Source organism: Paenibacillus polysaccharolyticus (assembly GCF_900102085.1).
GTDB lineage: Bacteria > Bacillota > Bacilli > Paenibacillales > Paenibacillaceae > Paenibacillus > Paenibacillus polysaccharolyticus.
Genome location: NZ_FMVM01000016.1, coordinates 149557 through 169601, shown reverse-complemented (window position 1 = coordinate 169601; position 20045 = coordinate 149557). Strand labels below are relative to the sequence as shown.

Below are 20045 nucleotides of genomic sequence, written 5' to 3'. Positions count from 1 at the left end.
AAATGGAGCTTTAAGTAAGGATGCAATGTAGGCTTAAGCGGAGTTTCCTACTCCGACCGCAACAAAATGCAGGGGATCGCGTTTCATTATTTGGTGGTCTGGTCGATATTAATACTATAGGAATCTGTGGATACAGAAGTATATTTGGAAAAGTGAGGTTATTCATGTGCTTTTAAAACAGTTTGAATCCAAGTTGATTACCGCCCGTCTCGTGGGCGACCCCCATACAGAATGTCACAACCTTCAGACAGATTCCCGGCAAGTCAAACCGGGTGATCTGTTTATCTGTCTTCCGGGACATACGGTCGATGGACATGATTATGCAGATAAAGCAGTGCAGGCCGGAGCGTCTGCTCTCGTTGTGGAGCGGCAGCTTGACTTGCCTGTACCACAATTGATTGTAAGAGACAGTCGCTTTGCTATGGCTGTTTTGTCGGACTTCTTTTTCGAATCACCGAGTCACAAGATGAAAATGATCGGAGTAACGGGAACGAACGGCAAAACAACAACGACTTATTTGATTGAAAAAATTATGAGCGACTACGGTCAGAAAACCGGGCTGATCGGAACCATCCAGATGCGTTATGATGGACGCACTTACCCGATGTCGGGAACAACACCTGAAGCTCTGGATTTGCAACGTAGTTTGCATGATATGGTTCAGGCTGGTACGGAATGCTGTGTGATGGAAGTTTCTTCTCATGCATTGGAGCAAGGGCGGGTTAAAGGCACGGATTTCCGTACAGCAGTATTTACAAACCTGTCGCAGGATCATCTCGATTACCATCATTCCATGGAGGAATATCGCGGAGCTAAGGGGTTGTTTTTTGCTCGCCTGGGTAACGGTTATGCAGAAGATGCTTCCGAGCGGAAGTATGCAGTGATCAATGCGGATGATCCGGCTGCGGATTATTATATCTCTGTAACGGCTGCTGAGGTTATTACATACGGCATGGGAGAACAGGCGGATGTTCGTGCATCTGCAATTTCAATCACAGCTCAGGGGACGACCTTCCATGTAGATACCTTTGCGGGTAGCACAGACATTGAACTGCGTATGGTAGGCAAGTTCAACGTGTACAATGCAATGGCGGCCATCTCGGCAACGCTGGTGGAAGGTGTGCCACTGGAAGAGATCAAGCGTAGTCTGGAGACCGTACCGGGTGTGGATGGCAGGGTGGAAGCTGTCAATGAAGGCCAGGCATTCGCGGTCATCGTTGATTATGCCCATACACCTGATGGACTTGAGAATGTACTGCGCACAGTTAATGAGTTTGCGGAGGGCCGTGTCATTTGCGTATTTGGGTGCGGCGGTGACCGGGATCGCACAAAACGCCCATTGATGGGTAAAATTGCTGCGAAGTACAGTGACTTTGTATTAGTGACTTCTGACAACCCGCGGACGGAAGATCCCGATCTGATTCTAAAAGACATTGAGCAAGGTTTGCTGGAAGAGTCCGTTCCGTCTGAGCGTTACACAATGATCGTGGACCGGCGTCAGGCCATTCATGAAGCTATTGAAATGGCAAGCCCGGCCGATGTAGTATTGATTGCGGGCAAGGGTCACGAGACTTATCAAATTATCGGAACAACCAAGACCGATTTCGATGACCGGATCATAGCCAAAGAAGCGATAAGGGGCAAATCCAATTGATAAAACGAACATTGGCGCAAATCGCCGACATGTGTGGTGGCACACTAAGTGATGCCGCAGTTTATAGTGAAGTTATCGCCGAAGGGGTATTTACCGATTCACGTAAACCGGTGGCAGGCAGTTTGTTTATCCCTTTGGTAGGTGAACGTTTTGATGGGCATGAGTTTGTGCAGGCTTGTCTGGAGCAAGATGCTGCGGGGGCGTTGTGGCAAAAAAATCATGGTGCTCCGCCGCAGGGAGCTGTTATTTTGGTGGACGATACCCTGACTGCATTACAGGCACTTGCATCGGCTTATCTTCGTGAGAACAAGGCATCTGTTGTTGGCATTACAGGCAGTAACGGGAAAACAACAACCAAGGATATTGTAAACGCGCTTCTCTCTACCACATTCAAGGTGCATAAAACGCAGGGGAATTTCAACAATCATATCGGTCTGCCACTAACGGTATTGAGTATGACACCGGATACGGAGATCATTATTTTGGAGATGGGCATGAGCGGTCGCGGTGAAATCTATGACCTTTCTGTCATTGCTCAGCCGGATGTAGCAATCATCACGAATATTGGCGAATCCCATTTGCTTCAGCTTGGCTCAAGACTTGAAATTGCCAGAGCCAAGGCTGAAATTGCTGCTGGTATGAAACCTGGCGGGTTACTCATATACAACGGAGACGAGCCTTTAATCGCGCAGGTGCTTGAAGAGTCTGCAACGAAGCAACCTGAAGGCATGCAGCGGTTTAGGTTTGGATTACAAAGGGATAATGACGATTATCCAACGGGGCTGATGAATGCACAGCACGGGATGGTGTTTACAACCAAGCAGTCTGGCGACAAAGCTTATAACCTTCCCTTGCTGGGTACGCACAATGTAATTAACTGCCTGGCTGCCTTGGCCGTAGCACGTCATTTTGGAGTGACTGAGGAAAATATGGCAACAGGCTTGTCACAGCTAAAATTGACAGGGATGCGTATTGAGGTCACTCAGGCGGTCAGCGGACTTACTCTTCTCAATGATGCATATAATGCAAGCCCGACTTCCATGAAGGCTGCTATAGATGTGTTGGAAGGGTTAAAAGGATATCGGATGAAAGTGGCTGTACTGGGAGATATGCTGGAGTTAGGTTCGGAGGAGCAGCAGCTTCATCATGAGATCGGGATGTATATTACTCCTGATAAATTGGATAAAGTGCTGGTATACGGTCCATTATCCGTGCATATTGCTGAGGGAGCAAAAAAGCATATGGTAGCTGAAGCTGTGCATGCTTTTGATAATAAAGAAGAATTGACCCGTTATCTGCTGGAGAATCTTCATCCGAAAGATGCAGTTTTGTTTAAAGCCTCGCGAGGCATGAAACTGGAGGATGTAGTTCAAACACTGCAGACGGCACCATTACAGAATCGAGTAGACTAGAGGGGTGAACCCATGGATTTTCAGGTATTACTGTTAACAATCGGCGTTTCATTTATTTTGGCGGTGATTGCCGCACCGCTACTTATTCCGCTTCTGCGGCGGATGAAGTTCGGACAGCAGGTCAGGGAAGACGGGCCTCAGAGCCATTTGAAAAAAAGCGGAACACCAACGATGGGCGGAGTTGTTATTTTACTTGCGTTCACGCTGGCGTTTCTTAAATTCTCAGCGGTCAAAAACACAGACTTTTATGTGTTGCTTGTCGCTACGCTTGGATTTGGTCTCATTGGTTTTTTGGATGACTATATCAAAATTGTATTCAAGCGTTCGCTTGGATTGACAGCCAGACAAAAAATGCTGGGGCAGCTGTTCTTCAGTGCCCTCATGTGTTATTTACTTATTCAAAATGGGCACAGCACCGCGATTTCTATCCCAGGAACTTCGGTTTCGTTTGACTGGACAGGATGGTTTTATTATCCGTTTGTTGTCTTTATGATGCTGGCCATTACCAATGCGGTTAACTTTACGGATGGTTTGGATGGCCTTCTCTCCGGTGTCAGTGCGATTGCTTTTGGCGCGTTTGCTATTGTGGCCATGCAGGCAACGTCGATGCCGGCGGCGGTGTGTGCAGCTGCCATGATTGGGGCTGTTCTCGGATTCCTGGTTTACAATGCACATCCAGCCAAGGTGTTTATGGGCGATACGGGTTCGCTCGGAATCGGCGGTGCAATCGGCGCGATTGCAATCGTTACGAAGACAGAACTCCTGTTTCTGGTCATCGGCGGTATTTTCGTAATTGAGGTCCTTTCCGTTGTGATCCAAGTTGTATCCTTCAAAACCCGCGGTAAACGTGTATTTAAAATGAGCCCGATCCACCATCACTTCGAGCTTAGTGGCTGGTCAGAATGGCGGGTTGTCATTACCTTTTGGGCGGTAGGTGCTATTTTGGCCGCTCTTGGACTTTATCTCAACAAGGGGTTGTAAATTATGAATCATCCAGAAACATATCACGGACAACAAGTCGTCGTGCTTGGGCTTGCGAAGAGCGGCGTACAAGTTGCCAAGGTGCTGTATCGTGCCGGGGCTAACGTTATCGTAAATGATAAAAAAGACAGGGAACAGTGTCCCGAAGCTTCCGAATTGGAGGCTTTGGGAATTTCTGTTGTATGCGGGGGCCATCCGGATGATCTCATTCATAGTGATGTGAAGCTGGTCGTCAAAAACCCCGGCATTCCTTATCAGGCTGCTCCTGTGCAGCAAGCTCTTGAATTAGGTATTGAGGTGGTAACCGAGGTGGAGGTTGCATATCACCTTTGCGGGGCACCTATGATCGGTATCACCGGTTCTAACGGAAAAACAACGACCACAACTTGGGTAGGAAATATGCTGGAACAAGCGGGCTTGAATCCCATTGTTGCTGGTAACATTGGAACCCCTCTCTGTGAAGCTGCAGAGCAGGCTACCGCTGATAACTGGATGGTCGTCGAACTGAGTAGCTTCCAGCTCAAAGGCACGGTAGAGTTTCGTCCGCGTATTGCTGCGCTTCTTAACGTGGCAGAGACCCATCTGGATTATCATGGCGGCATGGAAGATTACGTGGCTTCCAAAGCAAAGCTGTTTGCCAATCAGAAATCAGATGACGTCGCTGTTCTCAATTGGGATGATGCGGTATGTCGTGAACTCATTCCTTACATCAAGGCGAGGGTGATTCCTTTCTCACTGACGGAAAACCTGGAAACAGGCGTGTATGCAGATCCGCCTTATGTCGACGGAGAAGAGGATGATGTGAAACGTCAGGTGATCTATGCGGATGGTGCAGGCAATCGAGCAGTGATTATCGATGTGCAGGACATTGGCATACCTGGACGTTTTAATGTAGGCAATGCGCTTGCTGCAGTAGCTATTGCAATCGCAGCGGGTGCTGATCCGTCACAGCTGGCTGCTCCGCTAGCTGATTTCAGAGGTGTTGAACATCGACTGGAGTATGTGCTCAAGCATAATGGCTCAGTTTATTACAACAATTCGAAAGCTACCAATTCAAAAGCAACGGTCATGGCACTGAATTCCTTTAAGGAACCTGTTGTATTGATTGCAGGCGGACTAGACCGCGGTTCAGATATGATGGAGCTGTTGCCGGTATTGGAGGAACGTGTCAAAGCGTTGGTGGTTCTTGGTGAAAACCGTGCTAAAATTGCTAAAGTCGCAGAACTGGCGGGACTAAAGCATATTAAGGTCGTCGATAATGAGGAGGACGCTGCCCGTACGTTGACGGTTGCTGTTCAGGAAGCAGCAAGTCTTGCCGAACCAGGGGATGTTGTTTTGTTATCCCCTGCGTGTGCAAGCTGGGACATGTTTGCCTCCTATGAAGAACGGGGACGCATTTTTAAAGAGGCGGCGCATAACTTGTAAGTAGGGGGGTGGAAAAGCCCCTACTTCCATGCAAGGGGTGGCCTCCTGATGAAACAGACGCGACCGGCGCCGGATATTTGGCTCCTGATTTGTATTTTGGCTCTGCTTGCCATCGGCATCATTATGGTGTACAGCGCAGGCTCAGTACTTGCGTTCCGAAACTATGGCGACTCATTTTATTTTGTGAAAAGGCAGATTTTATTCGCCGTGCTTGGGCTGGTAGCCATGTTTGTGACAGCGAATGTGGATTATAGGGTATGGCGAAAGTATGCCAAGCCGATTTTAATTATCTGTTTTATTATGCTCATTGCCGTATTAATTCCGGGAATCGGAGTCGTTCGCGGCGGTGCACGTAGCTGGCTGGGGATTGGCTCTTTCGGTATCCAGCCCTCCGAATTCATGAAACTGGGCATGATCTTGTTTTTGGCTCATTGGCTGAGCAAAAATCCTGGTAAAATTAAAACTTTTACAACAGGGCTGTTGCCTCCGCTTGGGCTAATGGGGCTTGCTTTTGGCATAATTATGTTACAGCCCGATTTAGGTACAGGCACCGTGATGATGGGGGCATCCATGCTTATCATTTTCACAACCGGAGCACGAATGAAACATCTCGCTCTGCTTGCTCTGGGTGGAGTTGCAGGATTCGCGGCACTTGTTGCAGCGGCACCTTATCGGTTGCAACGAATTACAGCTTTTCTGGATCCATGGTCAGATCCGCTTGGTGCAGGTTATCAGATCATTCAATCGCTCTATGCGATTGGTCCAGGTGGACTGGCTGGTCTCGGGCTGGGGATGAGTAGACAGAAGTACAGTTACGTGCCTGAACCGCAGACGGACTTTATATTTAGTATTTTGGCGGAAGAACTCGGTTTCATTGGTGGAATGATTGTATTATTATTGTTTCTGGTGCTGGTGTGGAGAGGAATGCGTGTAGCGATGACGGTTCCGGATTCCTTTGGCAGCCTGCTAGCTGTGGGGATTATCGGTATGGTTGCTGTGCAGGTCATTATTAATATCGGCGTGGTGATTGGACTTATGCCTGTCACAGGGATTACACTGCCGCTGATCAGTTATGGAGGTTCATCACTGACACTCATGCTCACCGCACTGGGCATATTATTGAATTTATCCCGTTATGCGAGGTGACTTATACGATGCGAGTCGTTCTTAGTGGCGGCGGCACGGGTGGGCATATCTATCCGGCCGTAGCCATAGCAAGACAATGTGAGGCGGAAAATGCCGACTCGACGTTTTTATACATTGGCGGTACACGAGGACTTGAAAGTAAGCTGGTTCCTCAGGAAGATATACCTTTTAAATCGATTGACATTACCGGTTTTCGGCGTAAGTTATCCTTTGAAAATGTGAAAACGATCATGCGATTCGTTCAAGGGGTAAGGAGATCTAAAAAAATGCTGAAGGAATTCAAGCCGGACGTTGTCATCGGTACGGGGGGATATGTCTGTGGTCCCGTTGTATATGCGGCGGCAAAGCTGGGAATTCCAAGCGTGATTCATGAACAGAATGCGATTCCAGGTCTGACGAACAAGTTTCTCATGCGTTATGTAGATACAGTTGCCGTCAGTTTTGAAGGTTCTGAAAAATCATTCTCTGGTGCAAAAAAGGTTATCTATACTGGAAACCCGCGGGCAACAACAGTAGCCCAGGCCAGTCGGGATCGTGGATTCGCCACATTAGGTGTTCCGATGGACAGCCGTGTTGTGCTAGTCGTTGGGGGTAGCCGGGGGGCTAAAGCGATTAATCAGGCGATGATTGAAATGGCACCGATGCTGGAACAGCTGGATGATGTACATGTTGTTTACGTTACAGGCGAGACCTATTTTGATGAAACCCGTGAAGCGATCCGTAGTTCTTTGGGAACGATGCCTAATCATCTGCATGTACTTCCTTATGTACATAACATGCCCGAAGTACTCGCTTGTACCTCTTTGATTGTAAACCGTGCAGGAGCTTCGTTCCTTGCGGAGATTACATCTCTTGGTATTCCGTCGATTCTGATTCCATCACCAAACGTAACCAACAATCATCAGGAGGCTAACGCGCGTACCCTTGAAAAAGGAGGAGCCTCACTCACAATGCTGGAGAGAGAGCTTACAGGCAAAGGCCTGTATGAAGCAATTGCAGGCATTATGAATGACGAATCAGGACGTAAGCAGATGGCAGAGGCTTCTCGAAAATTAGGGAAACCAGATGCGGCCAAATTGCTTGTAAACGAAATTAAGCGTCTTGTTGCAAAACGATAATAGGTGTTTGGACGCATTTATGGGCGATTGTCACACACCAGACGGGACTGACATAAGATACGGTATAAATCGTGACAATCGTTCCATGATACCGCAGTACAGCATCATATCGGCAAAGGTGCAACTAGGGTGAAGACCGTGAATTCCCGACATGGTATTGCTGGAAATGACTGGTCGAACCGAGGGATGGATTGCGGAGCCTCATGGATCGGATGTGTCACGGATAATTCAATTCGCTGAGATTGACTGGGAACAATGGATATCCATTTTATTGTTCAATCAGGCCAAGCGACAGCAGAGGACGTCATCACCCTTATACAGTCTATTCAGAGCACTATATCATCTCATGGCGGTATCCACCGGGTACCGTATGTTATCGCAGTGGGTGAGCGTAAACCCCGGAGGTGATACATTGGACAAATTGGTGATTGAAGGTGGGAGACCCCTATCAGGATCCATACGCATCCATGGAGCAAAAAATGCCGCTTTACCGATTATGGCCGCAAGTTTGCTCGCAGACGGAGAAATTACGCTGCACAACGTTCCACACTTGCTGGACATCGAAGTAATGCTGTATATCCTGGAACGACTTGGATGCACATGTCGGCATGAGCAGGGAACAGTGACGATCAATACGTCGCTTGTCCGGTCACATGATGTGCCAGAGGATCTTATGAAGCAAATGCGGTCTTCCATTTTTCTGATGGGGCCATTGCTTGCGAGGTTTGGGAGAGTATCTGTATATCAGCCGGGTGGCTGTGCGATCGGAGAACGTAAAATTGATCTTCACCTCCGGGGGCTGGAAGCACTCGGAGCACAGATTGAAGAGCAAGATCAGCAAATTATCTGTCATGGAGCTAATCTGACAGGTGCGGATATTCATCTGGATTTTCCGAGTGTTGGAGCCACTGAAAACATCATGATGGCTGCTGTGCTTGCAGAAGGCACAACGACAATTTTCAACGCAGCGAGAGAGCCTGAAATTCAGGATTTGCAGCATTTTCTGAATGCGATGGGGGCACGAATTATGGGTGCCGGCACGGATACAATCACGATAAATGGTGTTGAGAAGTTGCAACCTTGCACCTATGAAATCATACCTGACCGGATTGTCGCTGGAACCGTTATGATTGCTGCTGCTGCAACCCGAGGCAATGTTACGCTTACACACTGCAATCCTGCACATCTTACTTCGCTTATACATGTGTTAAAGCGCACTGGTGTTCAAATCACAGTATGCAATGATATAATGACTGTGAGTTGTATGACCCGCCCAAAATCAGTGGATCGTATTGTGACTTCCCCGTATCCATCGTTTCCAACAGATCTTCAATCACAGATCATGGTTCTACTCAGTTTGGCAGATGGATTCAGCGTGATGAAGGAAACCGTGTTCGAAGGAAGATTTAAACATGTGGATGAACTGAATGTCATGGGAGCGGATATTTCGGTTGACCTGAATGCAGCTTTTATCCGTGGAGTTCCAAGACTATATGGGGCTACTGTAGAGGCGACAGATCTTCGTGCGGGTGCAGCTTTAGTTATTGCAGGTCTGGCGGCTCAAGGTAAAACCATTGTGGAGCAAGTGCATCACATTGACAGGGGATATGATCAGATCGAAAAGTTATTCCAGAGTCTTGGAGCCTCAGTGGAGAGACAGTCGACTGTTTCGAAACAGTTGGATTTTGCCAATTAACGTCCTTGGCGTCCCCTTCTTGGAAGAGGAGGGGGCCTGAGGCTTTGTGGAGCGTTATTATGCCTAAAAGTCAAATTCCGGTTCTCAAGGAGAATCGCCCAAAAGGAAACACAAGCCGTAAGATTGTAATTATCCTATTATTATTATTTATTGCATTGCTGGCTGTATTATTCTTTCGTTCTTCGGTAAGTCGCATATCAGCGATCGAAATTACGGGTAATGTATACACGGCCACTGCGGATTTACTTGAAAAGAGTGGTTTGAGGGAAGGCGATCAGTTTTTTGGAACAAGTGCTACTGAAATCATAGAACGTCTTAAAACGATTAAAGCTGTCTCAACAGTTACTGTGGACAAGCAATTTCCGGGTACGATTCATATCAAGGTTCAGGAGTTTCCTACAGTCGCTTATGAACTGGACACAACCGGGGCGCTTAAAGCCATATTGTCTAATGGGACAAGCCTGAATGTTCCGCCAACGATCGGTGTTGCTGTAGAGAAGCCGATTCTGACACAATGGAAACCGAATGATCCGCTCAAGGCAAAGCTGAGTGAGGCGCTGGCTCAAATTCCAAATGAACTGACAACGGACATATCCGAAATTATTCCGAATCCGACACCCTCTTTTCCGGATCAGATTCGCATGTACACCAAATCACAGTTTGAAGTGATTACAACGATATCGCTGTTAACGGATAAAGTGGAGTATTTGAATCAGGTGATCGAGACCGAACGACCTGGTAAAATTACGATGCTTGAGGCGGATACGTATGTCCCGTTTGTACCGGATAATCCTGAGGATGACGCTGAGCCGGGAGCAGGGCAATGATGCATGTTGCTGATTGGCGGTTTATTGCGTAAAAGTGTAGACAGGATCGGGCTTTAGCACCGGTTGATGTGTGAAACTTGTTCTTTCTGAGATGAAGAAAAAATGGTACACTTGAACTTACGGCACATGAGTTGCCTCCTTCTTTTTTCTTCAAAGTTTTATGTTTCACATCCAGAACTTGGCACCCAAAAAAATTGTAGAAAAAAGAGGGAAAGCCTAAGCTGTGTTGAATATGTTTTAATGTGTGTTTAAACCCGAACGTATTTTACTATTGGAGTCAGGAGGTGCCACAGACTTGAGCAACAATGACATCATTGTTAGTTTGGACATCGGTACATCCAAAATTCGCGCTATTATTGGGGAAATTAATAATGGAACCTTTAATATTATTGGAGTTGGATCTGCCGACTCGGAAGGAATTCGCAAAGGTGTAATCGTAGATATCGATCAGACGGTGCAGTCGATTCGCAATGCAGTCGATCATGCAGAACGTATGGTAGGTATTCAAATATCCGAAGTATATGTTGGAATCTCAGGCAATCACATCGGACTGATGAGCAGTCACGGTGTGGTGGCAGTATCGAACGAAGATCGTGAGATCGGAGAAGAAGACATGGAGCGGGTGTTGAAAGCAGCCGAAGTCATTGCGGTTCCGCCCGAACGGGAAATTATTGATGTTGTCGCCAAGCAATATGTTGTAGACGGCTTGGAAGGCATACAAGACCCGCGTGGTATGATTGGTGTTCGCCTGGAAGTTGAAGCAACCATCATTACGGGTGCTAAAACCGCGATACATAATCTGTTGCGCTGCGTGGAAAAAGCGGGATTAAAAGTGAGCGACCTGGTCCTCATGTCACTCGGAGCAGGTCAACTCGCCCTGTCCAAGGATGAGAAAACGATGGGTTCTGTGCTCGTGGATATCGGAGCAGGAGCAACAACCATTGCTATCTTTGAAGAGGATAGCCTGGTTGCGACTTCAACACTGCCAATCGGCGGGGAATTTGTAACCAATGATATTGCTTATGGTTTGCGTACTTTGACCGATCAAGCGGAGAAAGTTAAGCTGAAATATGGCTGTGCCTGGCTTGATGATGCTGCCGCAGATGTGATGTTCAAAGTGACGCGCATCGGCAGCAACGTGGACAAGGAGTTTTCCCAGGAAGATCTGGCGGCTATTATTGAGCCTAGGGTTCAGGAGATATTCCAGATGATCGGCACAGAGGTCAAACGCCTTGGTTACAACGAGCTTCCTGGCGGTTATATACTAACGGGAGGTACGGTCTCTATGCCTGGTGTTCTGCAAGTGGCACAGCATGAACTTGCTGCTTCGGTGCGTGTCGCCGTTCCGGATTACATTGGTGTGCGTGACCCTGGATATACAAGCGGCGTTGGTATTTTACACAATGTTATTCGCAGTTTGCGTATCAGGCCCTCGAGCAGCAATGGCGGTAACAACAACACTAACAGCAAGAAACCGACGAACCGTCCGAAGCCAAATACGGCACAGGAATCGGAGCAAAAACCCGGTCTGTTCGAACGACTGAAGAATATGTTCAGTGAATTTATATAACAGGTTGGATCCATTTCATACATTCTTGAAGCCGTCTGAATGCGCTGGTACTAAAATAAACGCTTTCGTTCGTCGATATATGAAATTGATTCGGTTCAAATCAAAAATTGGACGGGCCATCCATGCACATTGAGGGGGAGATGGAATAATATGTTGGAATTTGATTTTGAGATGGAGAGCTTGGCTCAGATTAAAGTCATCGGGGTAGGCGGCGGCGGAAGCAACGCTGTAAACCGAATGATTGAAAATGGTGTACAAGGTGTTGAATTTATTACGGTGAACACGGATGCTCAGGCATTACACCTGGCAAAATCCGAGCATAAATTGCAAATCGGTGATAAATTAACTCGTGGTCTTGGTGCAGGTGCCAATCCGGATGTAGGTAAAAAAGCAGCGGAAGAGTCCCGCGACCTGATCATGAACACGTTGAAAGGTGCAGACATGGTCTTTGTTACAGCCGGTATGGGCGGTGGTACAGGTACAGGCGCAGCTCCTGTGATCGCTGAAATTGCCAAAGAGTGTGGCGCCCTTACTGTAGGTGTGGTGACACGTCCCTTCACTTTTGAAGGCCGCAAGCGTTCCAGCCATGCAGAACAAGGCATTGAAGCACTTAAGGAAAAAGTGGATACACTGATCGTCATCCCGAATGACCGTTTGCTTGAGATCGTAGATAAAAAGACGCCGATGCTGGAAGCATTCCGCCAAGCAGATAACGTATTGCGTCAAGCGGTACAGGGTATCTCCGATCTGATCGCAGTACCTGGTTTGATCAACCTTGACTTTGCAGATGTCAAAACGATCATGCACGAGCGTGGATCTGCGCTTATGGGGATCGGTGAAGCGACTGGAGAGAACCGTGCAGCCGAAGCGGCACGCAAAGCCATCATGAGTCCCTTGCTTGAAACTTCCATTGAAGGCGCACGCGGCGTAATCATGAACATCACAGGTGGCGTGAATCTGTCCCTGTATGAAGTGAACGAAGCTGCAGAGATCGTAACGTCGGCTTCCGATCCGGAAGTGAATATGATCTTTGGTGCGATTATTGATGAAGATCTGAAAGAGGAGATCAAGGTTACGGTCATCGCCACTGGATTTGAGGATAAACCTTCTGCTCCGCCAGTACGTAAACCTGCTACAGCATCAGAGCCGGCAGAGACACGTTCACCGAATCTTCGTCCCTTCGGAAATCAGCCAAGTAATGATCAGTTGGACATTCCGACATTTTTACGTAATCGTTCCCGCAACAATAACAACGAATAATTAGGTAGTATTATACTTGGAAAACCCGGTGCTGCTTTTGCAGTTGCCGGGTTTTTTGCTGTTTTTTTATATAGTTTAACATACAGGAATGAACAAATTCTGAACAACTCGGCTGCGTCATTCCGACAAAAATAGTTGAAGACAAGCTCCCACATTTAGACAGACTTTGAACAGGAGGCTACGTATACTTGGGAATATGCTCATGAATATCGAGACGATGAAGCATTTAGGTTTATTCAATCCGAAGCATTTAGGTTGATTCAATCTGAAGCGTTCAGGGCGATTCAATCTAAAAGCATGTGAGATTCGTTGTAACCTTTCGTTTCGATAGGTTGGAAGCAGGCAGGTGAAGAGCGTGGTTGTGTATGTCGATCTGATCTTTCTAACAAATCTATGCATGGATGGAGCGCTCATTGGACTGACGGCCTGGATGCGCCAAACGAAGCTGGTCTGGTGGAGATGGCTGCTATCGGCTATCGTTGGGGCGTTATACGTCGTGATGATGTTTGTACCACAGTTTGATTTCCTGTTCACGTTTTTGATCAAGTTTGGTTTTTCTCTTGTGATGTTGAGTATCGCGTTTGGATATAAGGGACTGCAAGCTTTTCTGAGGACGCTGGGTACATTTTACGTTATTAATTTTGTGGCGGCTGGAGGCATCCTGGGTGTGCATTATATGCTTCAGAATTCAGGAGAACTGTTCAATGGCATCTGGTTCACAGCATCTGGGGGTATGTCGTTTGATCTGAAGATTGCATTCTGGTTCACTTTCATTGTATTCTTCGCGGTGCTCATTTTATTCAAAATTGTGCAAGGAGCCAAACGTAAATCAGATCGCATGACCACTTACCTTGGTCAAGTAGAGGTTTGCATCGATGAGGTTGTTGTGTCTTGTACAGGCCTTTTGGATACAGGGAATCAGCTCACAGACCCTTTATCACGGATGCCGGTGATGGTTATGGAGGTTTCATTGTGGCAAACGATGCTGCCTGATTCATGGACCAGTAGACTGAAACACGAATCACCGGAAAATCTCATCATGGAACTGGATCAGAAACATTTTTGCTGGCAGGATCGTCTGCGATTGGTTCCTTATCGGGGGATTAATAAAGGAACAGCATTTATGATGGCGGTCAAGCCCGATCGGGTTAAGGTGACAATGGACGGAACAGATTATGTGACGACAAAAGTTCTGATTGGACTGGATGGGGGCGTTTTGTCCTCGGATGGGAAATATCAGGCCGTGATTCATCCTGAACTGGTGCAAGAAGCTGCTTCTGCGCAGTCTAAGGCTCAATCCGCAGAACCCACAGAAAAGCCGCTGAATGTGGTATAGGAGGAACCTACATGCTTGTGAAATGGAAATTGGTTGCCCAGCTACAATATTATCGTCTGTTATTCCTGTTTGGGCTGAAAAGTGAAGAGATCTATTACATTGGTGGAAGTGAGGCACTTCCACCTCCATTGACACGGGAAGAAGAGGAGTACTTGCTACAGAAATTATCTTCAGGGGATTCAGCGATCCGAGCCATGTTAATTGAGCGTAACCTGCGTTTGGTAGTATACATTGCACGTAAGTTTGAGAACACAGGTATTAACATCGAGGATCTGGTATCTATAGGTGCAATTGGACTAATCAAAGCTGTAAATACCTTTGATCCGGAAAAGAAAATAAAGCTCGCAACTTACGCTTCGCGCTGTATCGAAAATGAAATTTTGATGTATCTGCGGCGTAACAGTAAAATTCGTACTGAAGTTTCTTTTGATGAACCACTGAACATTGACTGGGATGGAAATGAGCTTTTATTATCCGATGTACTCGGTACAGAAAACGATACAATCTATCGAAATATTGAGGAACAAGTAGATCGAAAGTTACTGCATAAGGCGCTGGAAAAACTGACCGATCGCGAGCGAATGATTATGGAGCTTCGTTTTGGCTTGACGGATGGTGAGGAAAAGACGCAGAAAGATGTGGCAGATCTGCTTGGAATCTCCCAATCTTATATCTCCAGACTTGAAAAAAGAATCATTAAGAGGCTGCGAAAAGAGTTCAACAAAATGGTCTGATCCAGTGGGAGAAGAAGAATGGGTATTACTGGCAAGGGTGCCAACGACGAATAAAAAAGCCTGCCCCGGAGATAATGTACATTAATGTTTCTCCTTGGGAGGTAAATCACGATGACCCGAAACAAAGTCGAGATTTGTGGCGTGGACACCGCAAAGTTGCCTGTTCTCACCAATATTGAAATGCGGGAATTATTTCATTCCCTTCAGCAGCACCATGATCGCTCAGCAAGAGAGAAATTGGTGAATGGCAATCTGCGTCTGGTACTCAGTGTCATTCAGCGTTTTAACAATCGGGGGGAGTTTGTCGATGATCTGTTCCAGGTTGGATGTATCGGCCTGATGAAAGCCATTGATAATTTTGATTTATCCCAGAATGTCAAATTTTCGACCTATGCAGTACCGATGATTATCGGTGAGATTCGCAGGTATCTGCGTGACAATAATCCGATTCGGGTATCCCGTTCCCTACGGGATATTGCCTATAAGGCGCTTCAGGTTCGTGACAGCTTGACGAATAAAAATTCACGCGAACCGACGATATTTGAAATTTCGGAGGCACTGAATGTGCCGAAGGAAGATGTTGTTTTTGCACTGGATGCCATTCAAGATCCGGTATCGCTGTTTGAGCCGATTTATCACGATGGGGGAGACCCGATCTACGTGATGGATCAGATCAGTGATGAAAAAAACAAGGATGTGTCCTGGATTGAGGAGATTGCATTGCGGGAAGCGATGCACCGTCTCGGTCAACGGGAAAAGATGATTTTGTCGATGCGCTTTTTCGAAGGGAAAACCCAGATGGAAGTTGCAGATGAAATCGGGATATCTCAGGCTCAGGTTTCACGTCTGGAGAAATCAGCTATACAGCAGATGCAGAAACATGTAAAGTCGTAAGATGACATTAGACAAGAAAGGCGATCAGTCGGAGAACCATTCCATTGATCGTCTTTTTTACGTAAAAGGAAGGGAAGCCCCCTAGTCCAGTGTAATCTTGCCCGAGTTGGCTGTTGTAACAAACAAGCGAAAAACAGGACATTTTTCGCCTACAGAACATATATTGGTATAGAGGCATGCTGAACGGACAGATGAGCTGTAAACAGGGGGCGGGTAGAATGAGAGTGAACACAAATGAGGCAACGTCACGAGGTATGAAAATCTCCGATTTTCAAACAAAGGATGTCATAAATATTACGGATGGCAAACGTCTTGGCCAGATCAGTGACCTGGAACTGGATCTTAAACAGGGGCGAATCGAAGCCATTGTTGTTCCAGGATATAGCCGTTTTATGGGGTTGTTTGGAGGAGGGACAGATCTGATTATACCTTGGAGAAATATCGTAAAGATCGGCTCGGATGTCATTTTGGTTAAAATGGATGAGGTGAAAGAACAAGCTTATGATGAGCGTGAGCGAGAAGCAAGGTTATATGATGAGCAGCAACAGGGCCGCACGGAGCGCACCGAACGATTGGAACGGCTGGATCGGAGTCAACGGAGAACGATATAAATGAGACAGAATGCACCCGCATTTGGTAAACTGGAAGTTGTGAGGTGATGAAGGATGGAACCCTTTGTATTGAACAAAAATGTCATGAAGGATATAGAAGAGAAAACGTATCATGGTGATCAAGATCCGCTGTTATTATATATTGAACCTTGGAAACGGTTGTTTGAGCGGTTAACGGTCGGATTTACAACCAGACACGGCGGCGTTGGTCAAGAACCCTACGCTACCCTTAATTGTGCGTATCACGTTGGGGATGATGCGGAGGCAGTGCTCCGTAATCGCCGTCTGCTGACGGATAAGCTTGCTTTTCCTCTGGAAGCATGGACTTGTGGAGAACAGGTGCATGGTAAAGCGGTGGCTGTCATTACAGCCAAAGACAGAGGCAGAGGACTGCTGGATCGTCAATCGGCATTGCAGGATACGGACGGACTGGTTACCAATGTGCCTGGTATACTGCTGACTTCGTTTTATGCTGACTGCGTTCCCTTATATTTCTATGATCCGGTGAATCAGGCTGTAGGTCTTGCTCATGCAGGATGGAAAGGGACTGTGGCGGGTATTGCCGTCTCTATGGTGGAAACGATGGAGCGGGAGTATGGAAGCCGGAGAGAGGACATTCGTGCGGCTATTGGTCCCTCCATTGGGGATTGCTGTTATGAAGTAGATGAGGCTGTTATGCGGCATGTTCGGGTTTGGCTGGATGAACCTCAGGGTAATGATGAATACAAGCATTCTGCTTCAAAGCGCATATATACACCTGTTGCGAACGGAAAAACGATGTTAAACTTGAAAGAATGTAATCGACACATTATGATGAAAGCAGGAATATTGCCGGATCATATCGAATGTACAACATGGTGTACAAGTTGTCATCCCGAACTATTTTTTTCCTATCGTAAGGAAAATGGGGTAACGGGGAGAATGGCAAGCTGGATTGGGCTGGAAGAGAGGTGACCCTCTGTGTCATTGGAGGAGCGTATACAACAAGTGAATCAGAAGATTGAAGATGCGTGTAAGCGCAGTAACCGCCCTTTTGAGGATGTGAATGTGATTGCGGTCACGAAATATGTCTCATTGCAAACGACGGGTGCTGTGCTGGATCATGGTCTTGAGCATATTGGAGAAAATCGCTGGCAGGATGCACAGGCGAAATGGGAAGCCTTTGGTCAGAAAGGCACGTGGCATTTTATTGGTCATTTGCAGACGAACAAGGTGAAAGACGTCATCGGCAAGTTTGCGTACATCCATTCACTGGATCGTTTGTCACTTGCCAAAGAGCTGGATAAAAAAGCTGCTTCACTTGGAATTAAGGTGAACGCGTTTATGCAGGTGAACATTTCAGGTGAAGAGAGCAAGTATGGTCTGCAACCTGAACAGGCAAGTTCTTTTCTGAAGGATATTCAATCGTTCAACAACCTTAAGGTCATTGGTCTGATGACAATGGCGCCTCATGAGGAAGATCCAGAGTTGACGCGTCCTGTATTTCGAGGTTTGCGTGAGCTGAGAGATGATTTGAATGGACAAGCATTGACAGCTGAGCCCATTACAGAGTTGTCTATGGGCATGTCCAACGATTTCGAAGTGGCCATTGAAGAAGGAGCAACCTGGGTGCGGCTTGGATCAATTCTCGTAGGAAAAGAGGAGGGAACACGATGGGCGTAATGAATAAATTTATGAATTTCCTGGGACTTCAGGAAGAGGAAGAGATTGTAGAGCGGGAGCGTCTTGCTGCACAGGAAGAACACGAGCCTGAACAGCAGGAAAATGAAACCTCTGCACTTGATAAACGTAGAAACCAAAGGGGTAATAATGTGGTTAGCATTCATTCCCAGAAAAATGTAAAAGTTGTCCTTTATGAGCCTCGTTCTTATGACGAAGCACAGGAGATTGCCGACCATCTGCGCTCGCATCGTACCGTTGTTGTGAATCTGCAACGAATCCGTCAGGATCAGGCTTTACGTGTTATTGATTTTCTAAGCGGTACGGTATATGCATTAGGCGGCGGTATATCTAAAATTGGCGGCAACATTTTTCTCTGTACGCCAGATACGGTTGAAATTCAGGGAACCATTACGGAGATACTGGCTGACAGCGAGCAAGATTATAACAGAATGAGGTGAGCCTTTTTTGTATCAGATGATTGAAGGTATATTGGGTACGCTATACCAGATTTATTTTTACATGGTTATTGTCTACATATTGATGTCATGGCTTCCCAATGCACGGGAGAGCTTCATCGGTGAATTGTTAGGCAAATTTGTAGAGCCTTACTTAAGTCCTTTCCGCCGGTTTATTCCGCCTCTGTTCGGTGTGCTGGATATTTCCCCGATTGTCGCGTTGCTTGTTCTTCGACTGGCGCTGGTTGGGTTACTCTCTATAGTTCAGTATTTGACATTTTAAGTTAGGGTGACATAGATGAGCGGTGATATGTACGAACATTTTAGCCATGATGAGTGGGACTTTGTAGATAAAGCCACCGATTGGGTTGAACGGGCGAGCAAGGTTCATGATATGAAACTCACCGATTTCCTTGATCCAAGACAGGTGTTTATTCTGCAATCCTTGGTCAATCGTAGCCAAGACGTTCAGGTTCGTTTCGATGGCGGATATGAAGCTGCTGAACGTAAGCGTGCATTGATTGCTCCTGATTATCGTTATCTGGATGAGGAAGATATGGGGATGCAGGTCCTCAGCATTACGTCTGACGATCAGAAAATCTCGGAACTGGAGCATGGGGACTATATGGGTTCCCTGCTCGGTCTCGGGATGAAACGAGGCAAGATTGGAGATATTCAAGTGCTGGAGGATGGCTGCCATACTGTAGTGGCAGCAGAGACCGGCGCTTTTTTATCGCTTCAATTGAATCAGGTGCATCGGTTGCACGTATTTACAGAACTACTGCCATTGAATCAGATGAAATGGTCTGCGACGAAATTGGACACTATAGATATTACCGTTGCCTCGATGCGACTGGATGGTATCTGTGCAGATGTGCACCGATTAAGCCGTAGCAAAATACTGATTCCAATTAAAGCAGGACGCTGTAAAGTGAACTGGAAAGTGGTGGAAGACCCCTCAAAGCCGCTTAAGGCAGGAGATGTGGTATCCATTCAAGGATTTGGTCGTTTTAAGGTGCTTGAACAGGAAGGAATGACCAAAAAGGGACGTTGCCGGGTAAAGATCGGTAAATTTGCTTGATGTTATTGCAGGATAATCCGAATTCTTGTCGAAATGTTAAACGTAAAGGTAAAAAAATATCCGGTGTTTCCGATATACATTAAAGTACAAGATGTGGATCTCTGCAGATCGTGAGAGCAGATTCTGCTATTCCGTAAAAAGTTACCAGTTCAGGTTTCTTTCTTACGGCCCCTTGGGTGGAAC

19 protein-coding genes are annotated in these 20045 nt (G+C 46.7%); all 19 read left to right on the top strand.

Annotated elements, in window-relative coordinates; translation table 11 throughout:
* Positions 1-166: 166 nt before the first annotated feature.
* The 19 genes from BLQ13_RS21690 to BLQ13_RS21600 all read left to right on the top strand — a co-directional run bounded on the left by BLQ13_RS21690 (position 167) and on the right by BLQ13_RS21600 (position 19862).
* Positions 167-1654 (top strand): UDP-N-acetylmuramoyl-L-alanyl-D-glutamate--2,6-diaminopimelate ligase, encoded by a 1488-nt coding sequence (locus tag BLQ13_RS21690; protein WP_090923757.1) that lies wholly within the window; start codon positions 167-169, stop codon positions 1652-1654.
* A complete protein-coding gene (locus tag BLQ13_RS21685; RefSeq protein ID WP_090923801.1) occupies positions 1654-3066 on the top strand; it encodes a UDP-N-acetylmuramoyl-tripeptide--D-alanyl-D-alanine ligase in 1413 nt (470 codons plus the stop codon). Before BLQ13_RS21690 ends, BLQ13_RS21685 begins: the two co-directional genes overlap by 1 nt.
* Positions 3067-3078: 12 nt before the next feature.
* On the top strand, positions 3079-4047 hold the full coding sequence (gene mraY / locus BLQ13_RS21680; protein ID WP_090923756.1) for a phospho-N-acetylmuramoyl-pentapeptide-transferase: 969 nt from the start codon (positions 3079-3081) through the stop codon (positions 4045-4047).
* 3 nt (positions 4048-4050) lie between these two features.
* The gene (gene murD / locus BLQ13_RS21675) at positions 4051-5472 is read left to right on the top strand and encodes a UDP-N-acetylmuramoyl-L-alanine--D-glutamate ligase (RefSeq protein WP_090923755.1); all 1422 of its coding nucleotides are present in this window, start codon (positions 4051-4053) and stop codon (positions 5470-5472) included.
* A 48-nt stretch (positions 5473-5520) separates the two neighbouring features.
* A complete protein-coding gene (gene spoVE, locus BLQ13_RS21670) occupies positions 5521-6618 on the top strand; it encodes a stage V sporulation protein E (protein WP_090923754.1) in 1098 nt (365 codons plus the stop codon).
* A gap of 8 nt (positions 6619-6626) precedes the next feature.
* A complete protein-coding gene (gene murG, locus BLQ13_RS21665; protein WP_090923753.1) occupies positions 6627-7736 on the top strand; it encodes an undecaprenyldiphospho-muramoylpentapeptide beta-N-acetylglucosaminyltransferase in 1110 nt (369 codons plus the stop codon).
* 370 nt (positions 7737-8106) lie between these two features.
* Positions 8107-9432 carry a UDP-N-acetylglucosamine 1-carboxyvinyltransferase gene (murA, locus tag BLQ13_RS21660; protein WP_244159415.1) on the top strand — a complete coding sequence of 442 codons (1326 nt, stop codon included), beginning with the start codon at positions 8107-8109 and terminating at the stop codon, positions 9430-9432.
* A gap of 59 nt (positions 9433-9491) precedes the next feature.
* Positions 9492-10259: a cell division protein FtsQ/DivIB gene (locus tag BLQ13_RS21655; RefSeq protein ID WP_090923799.1), complete on the top strand. Its 768-nt coding sequence runs from the start codon at positions 9492-9494 to the stop codon at positions 10257-10259.
* A 295-nt stretch (positions 10260-10554) separates the two neighbouring features.
* Positions 10555-11829, top strand: a complete 1275-nt coding sequence (gene ftsA, locus BLQ13_RS21650; protein WP_090923752.1) for a cell division protein FtsA — start codon at positions 10555-10557, stop codon at positions 11827-11829.
* 150 nt (positions 11830-11979) lie between these two features.
* Positions 11980-13089, top strand: coding sequence for a cell division protein FtsZ (gene ftsZ, locus BLQ13_RS21645; RefSeq protein WP_090923751.1), 1110 nt, complete (start codon positions 11980-11982; stop codon positions 13087-13089).
* 355 nt (positions 13090-13444) lie between these two features.
* Complete coding sequence (gene spoIIGA, locus BLQ13_RS21640) at positions 13445-14425, top strand: sigma-E processing peptidase SpoIIGA (protein ID WP_090923798.1); 981 nt, start codon at positions 13445-13447, stop codon at positions 14423-14425.
* Between the two features lie 11 nt (positions 14426-14436).
* Entirely contained in the window at positions 14437-15159 is a 723-nt protein-coding gene (sigE, locus tag BLQ13_RS21635) for an RNA polymerase sporulation sigma factor SigE (RefSeq protein ID WP_090923750.1), read from the top strand.
* A gap of 111 nt (positions 15160-15270) precedes the next feature.
* Positions 15271-16053 (top strand): RNA polymerase sporulation sigma factor SigG, encoded by a 783-nt coding sequence (gene sigG / locus BLQ13_RS21630; RefSeq protein ID WP_090923749.1) that lies wholly within the window; start codon positions 15271-15273, stop codon positions 16051-16053.
* A gap of 218 nt (positions 16054-16271) precedes the next feature.
* On the top strand, positions 16272-16664 hold the full coding sequence (locus BLQ13_RS21625) for a YlmC/YmxH family sporulation protein (RefSeq protein WP_244159411.1): 393 nt from the start codon (positions 16272-16274) through the stop codon (positions 16662-16664).
* Between the two features lie 54 nt (positions 16665-16718).
* Positions 16719-17618, top strand: coding sequence for a peptidoglycan editing factor PgeF (gene pgeF / locus BLQ13_RS21620; RefSeq protein ID WP_090923748.1), 900 nt, complete (start codon positions 16719-16721; stop codon positions 17616-17618).
* 6 nt (positions 17619-17624) lie between these two features.
* Positions 17625-18326, top strand: a complete 702-nt coding sequence (locus BLQ13_RS21615; RefSeq protein ID WP_090923747.1) for a YggS family pyridoxal phosphate-dependent enzyme — start codon at positions 17625-17627, stop codon at positions 18324-18326.
* The gene (locus BLQ13_RS21610) at positions 18317-18784 is read left to right on the top strand and encodes a cell division protein SepF (protein ID WP_090923746.1); all 468 of its coding nucleotides are present in this window, start codon (positions 18317-18319) and stop codon (positions 18782-18784) included. The genes BLQ13_RS21615 and BLQ13_RS21610 overlap by 10 nt, the downstream gene beginning before the upstream one ends.
* Positions 18785-18800: 16 nt before the next feature.
* Complete coding sequence (locus BLQ13_RS21605; protein WP_090923796.1) at positions 18801-19064, top strand: YggT family protein; 264 nt, start codon at positions 18801-18803, stop codon at positions 19062-19064.
* Positions 19065-19079: 15 nt separating this feature from the next.
* On the top strand, positions 19080-19862 hold the full coding sequence (locus BLQ13_RS21600) for a YlmH family RNA-binding protein (RefSeq protein WP_090923745.1): 783 nt from the start codon (positions 19080-19082) through the stop codon (positions 19860-19862).
* Positions 19863-20045: the final 183 nt, after the last annotated feature.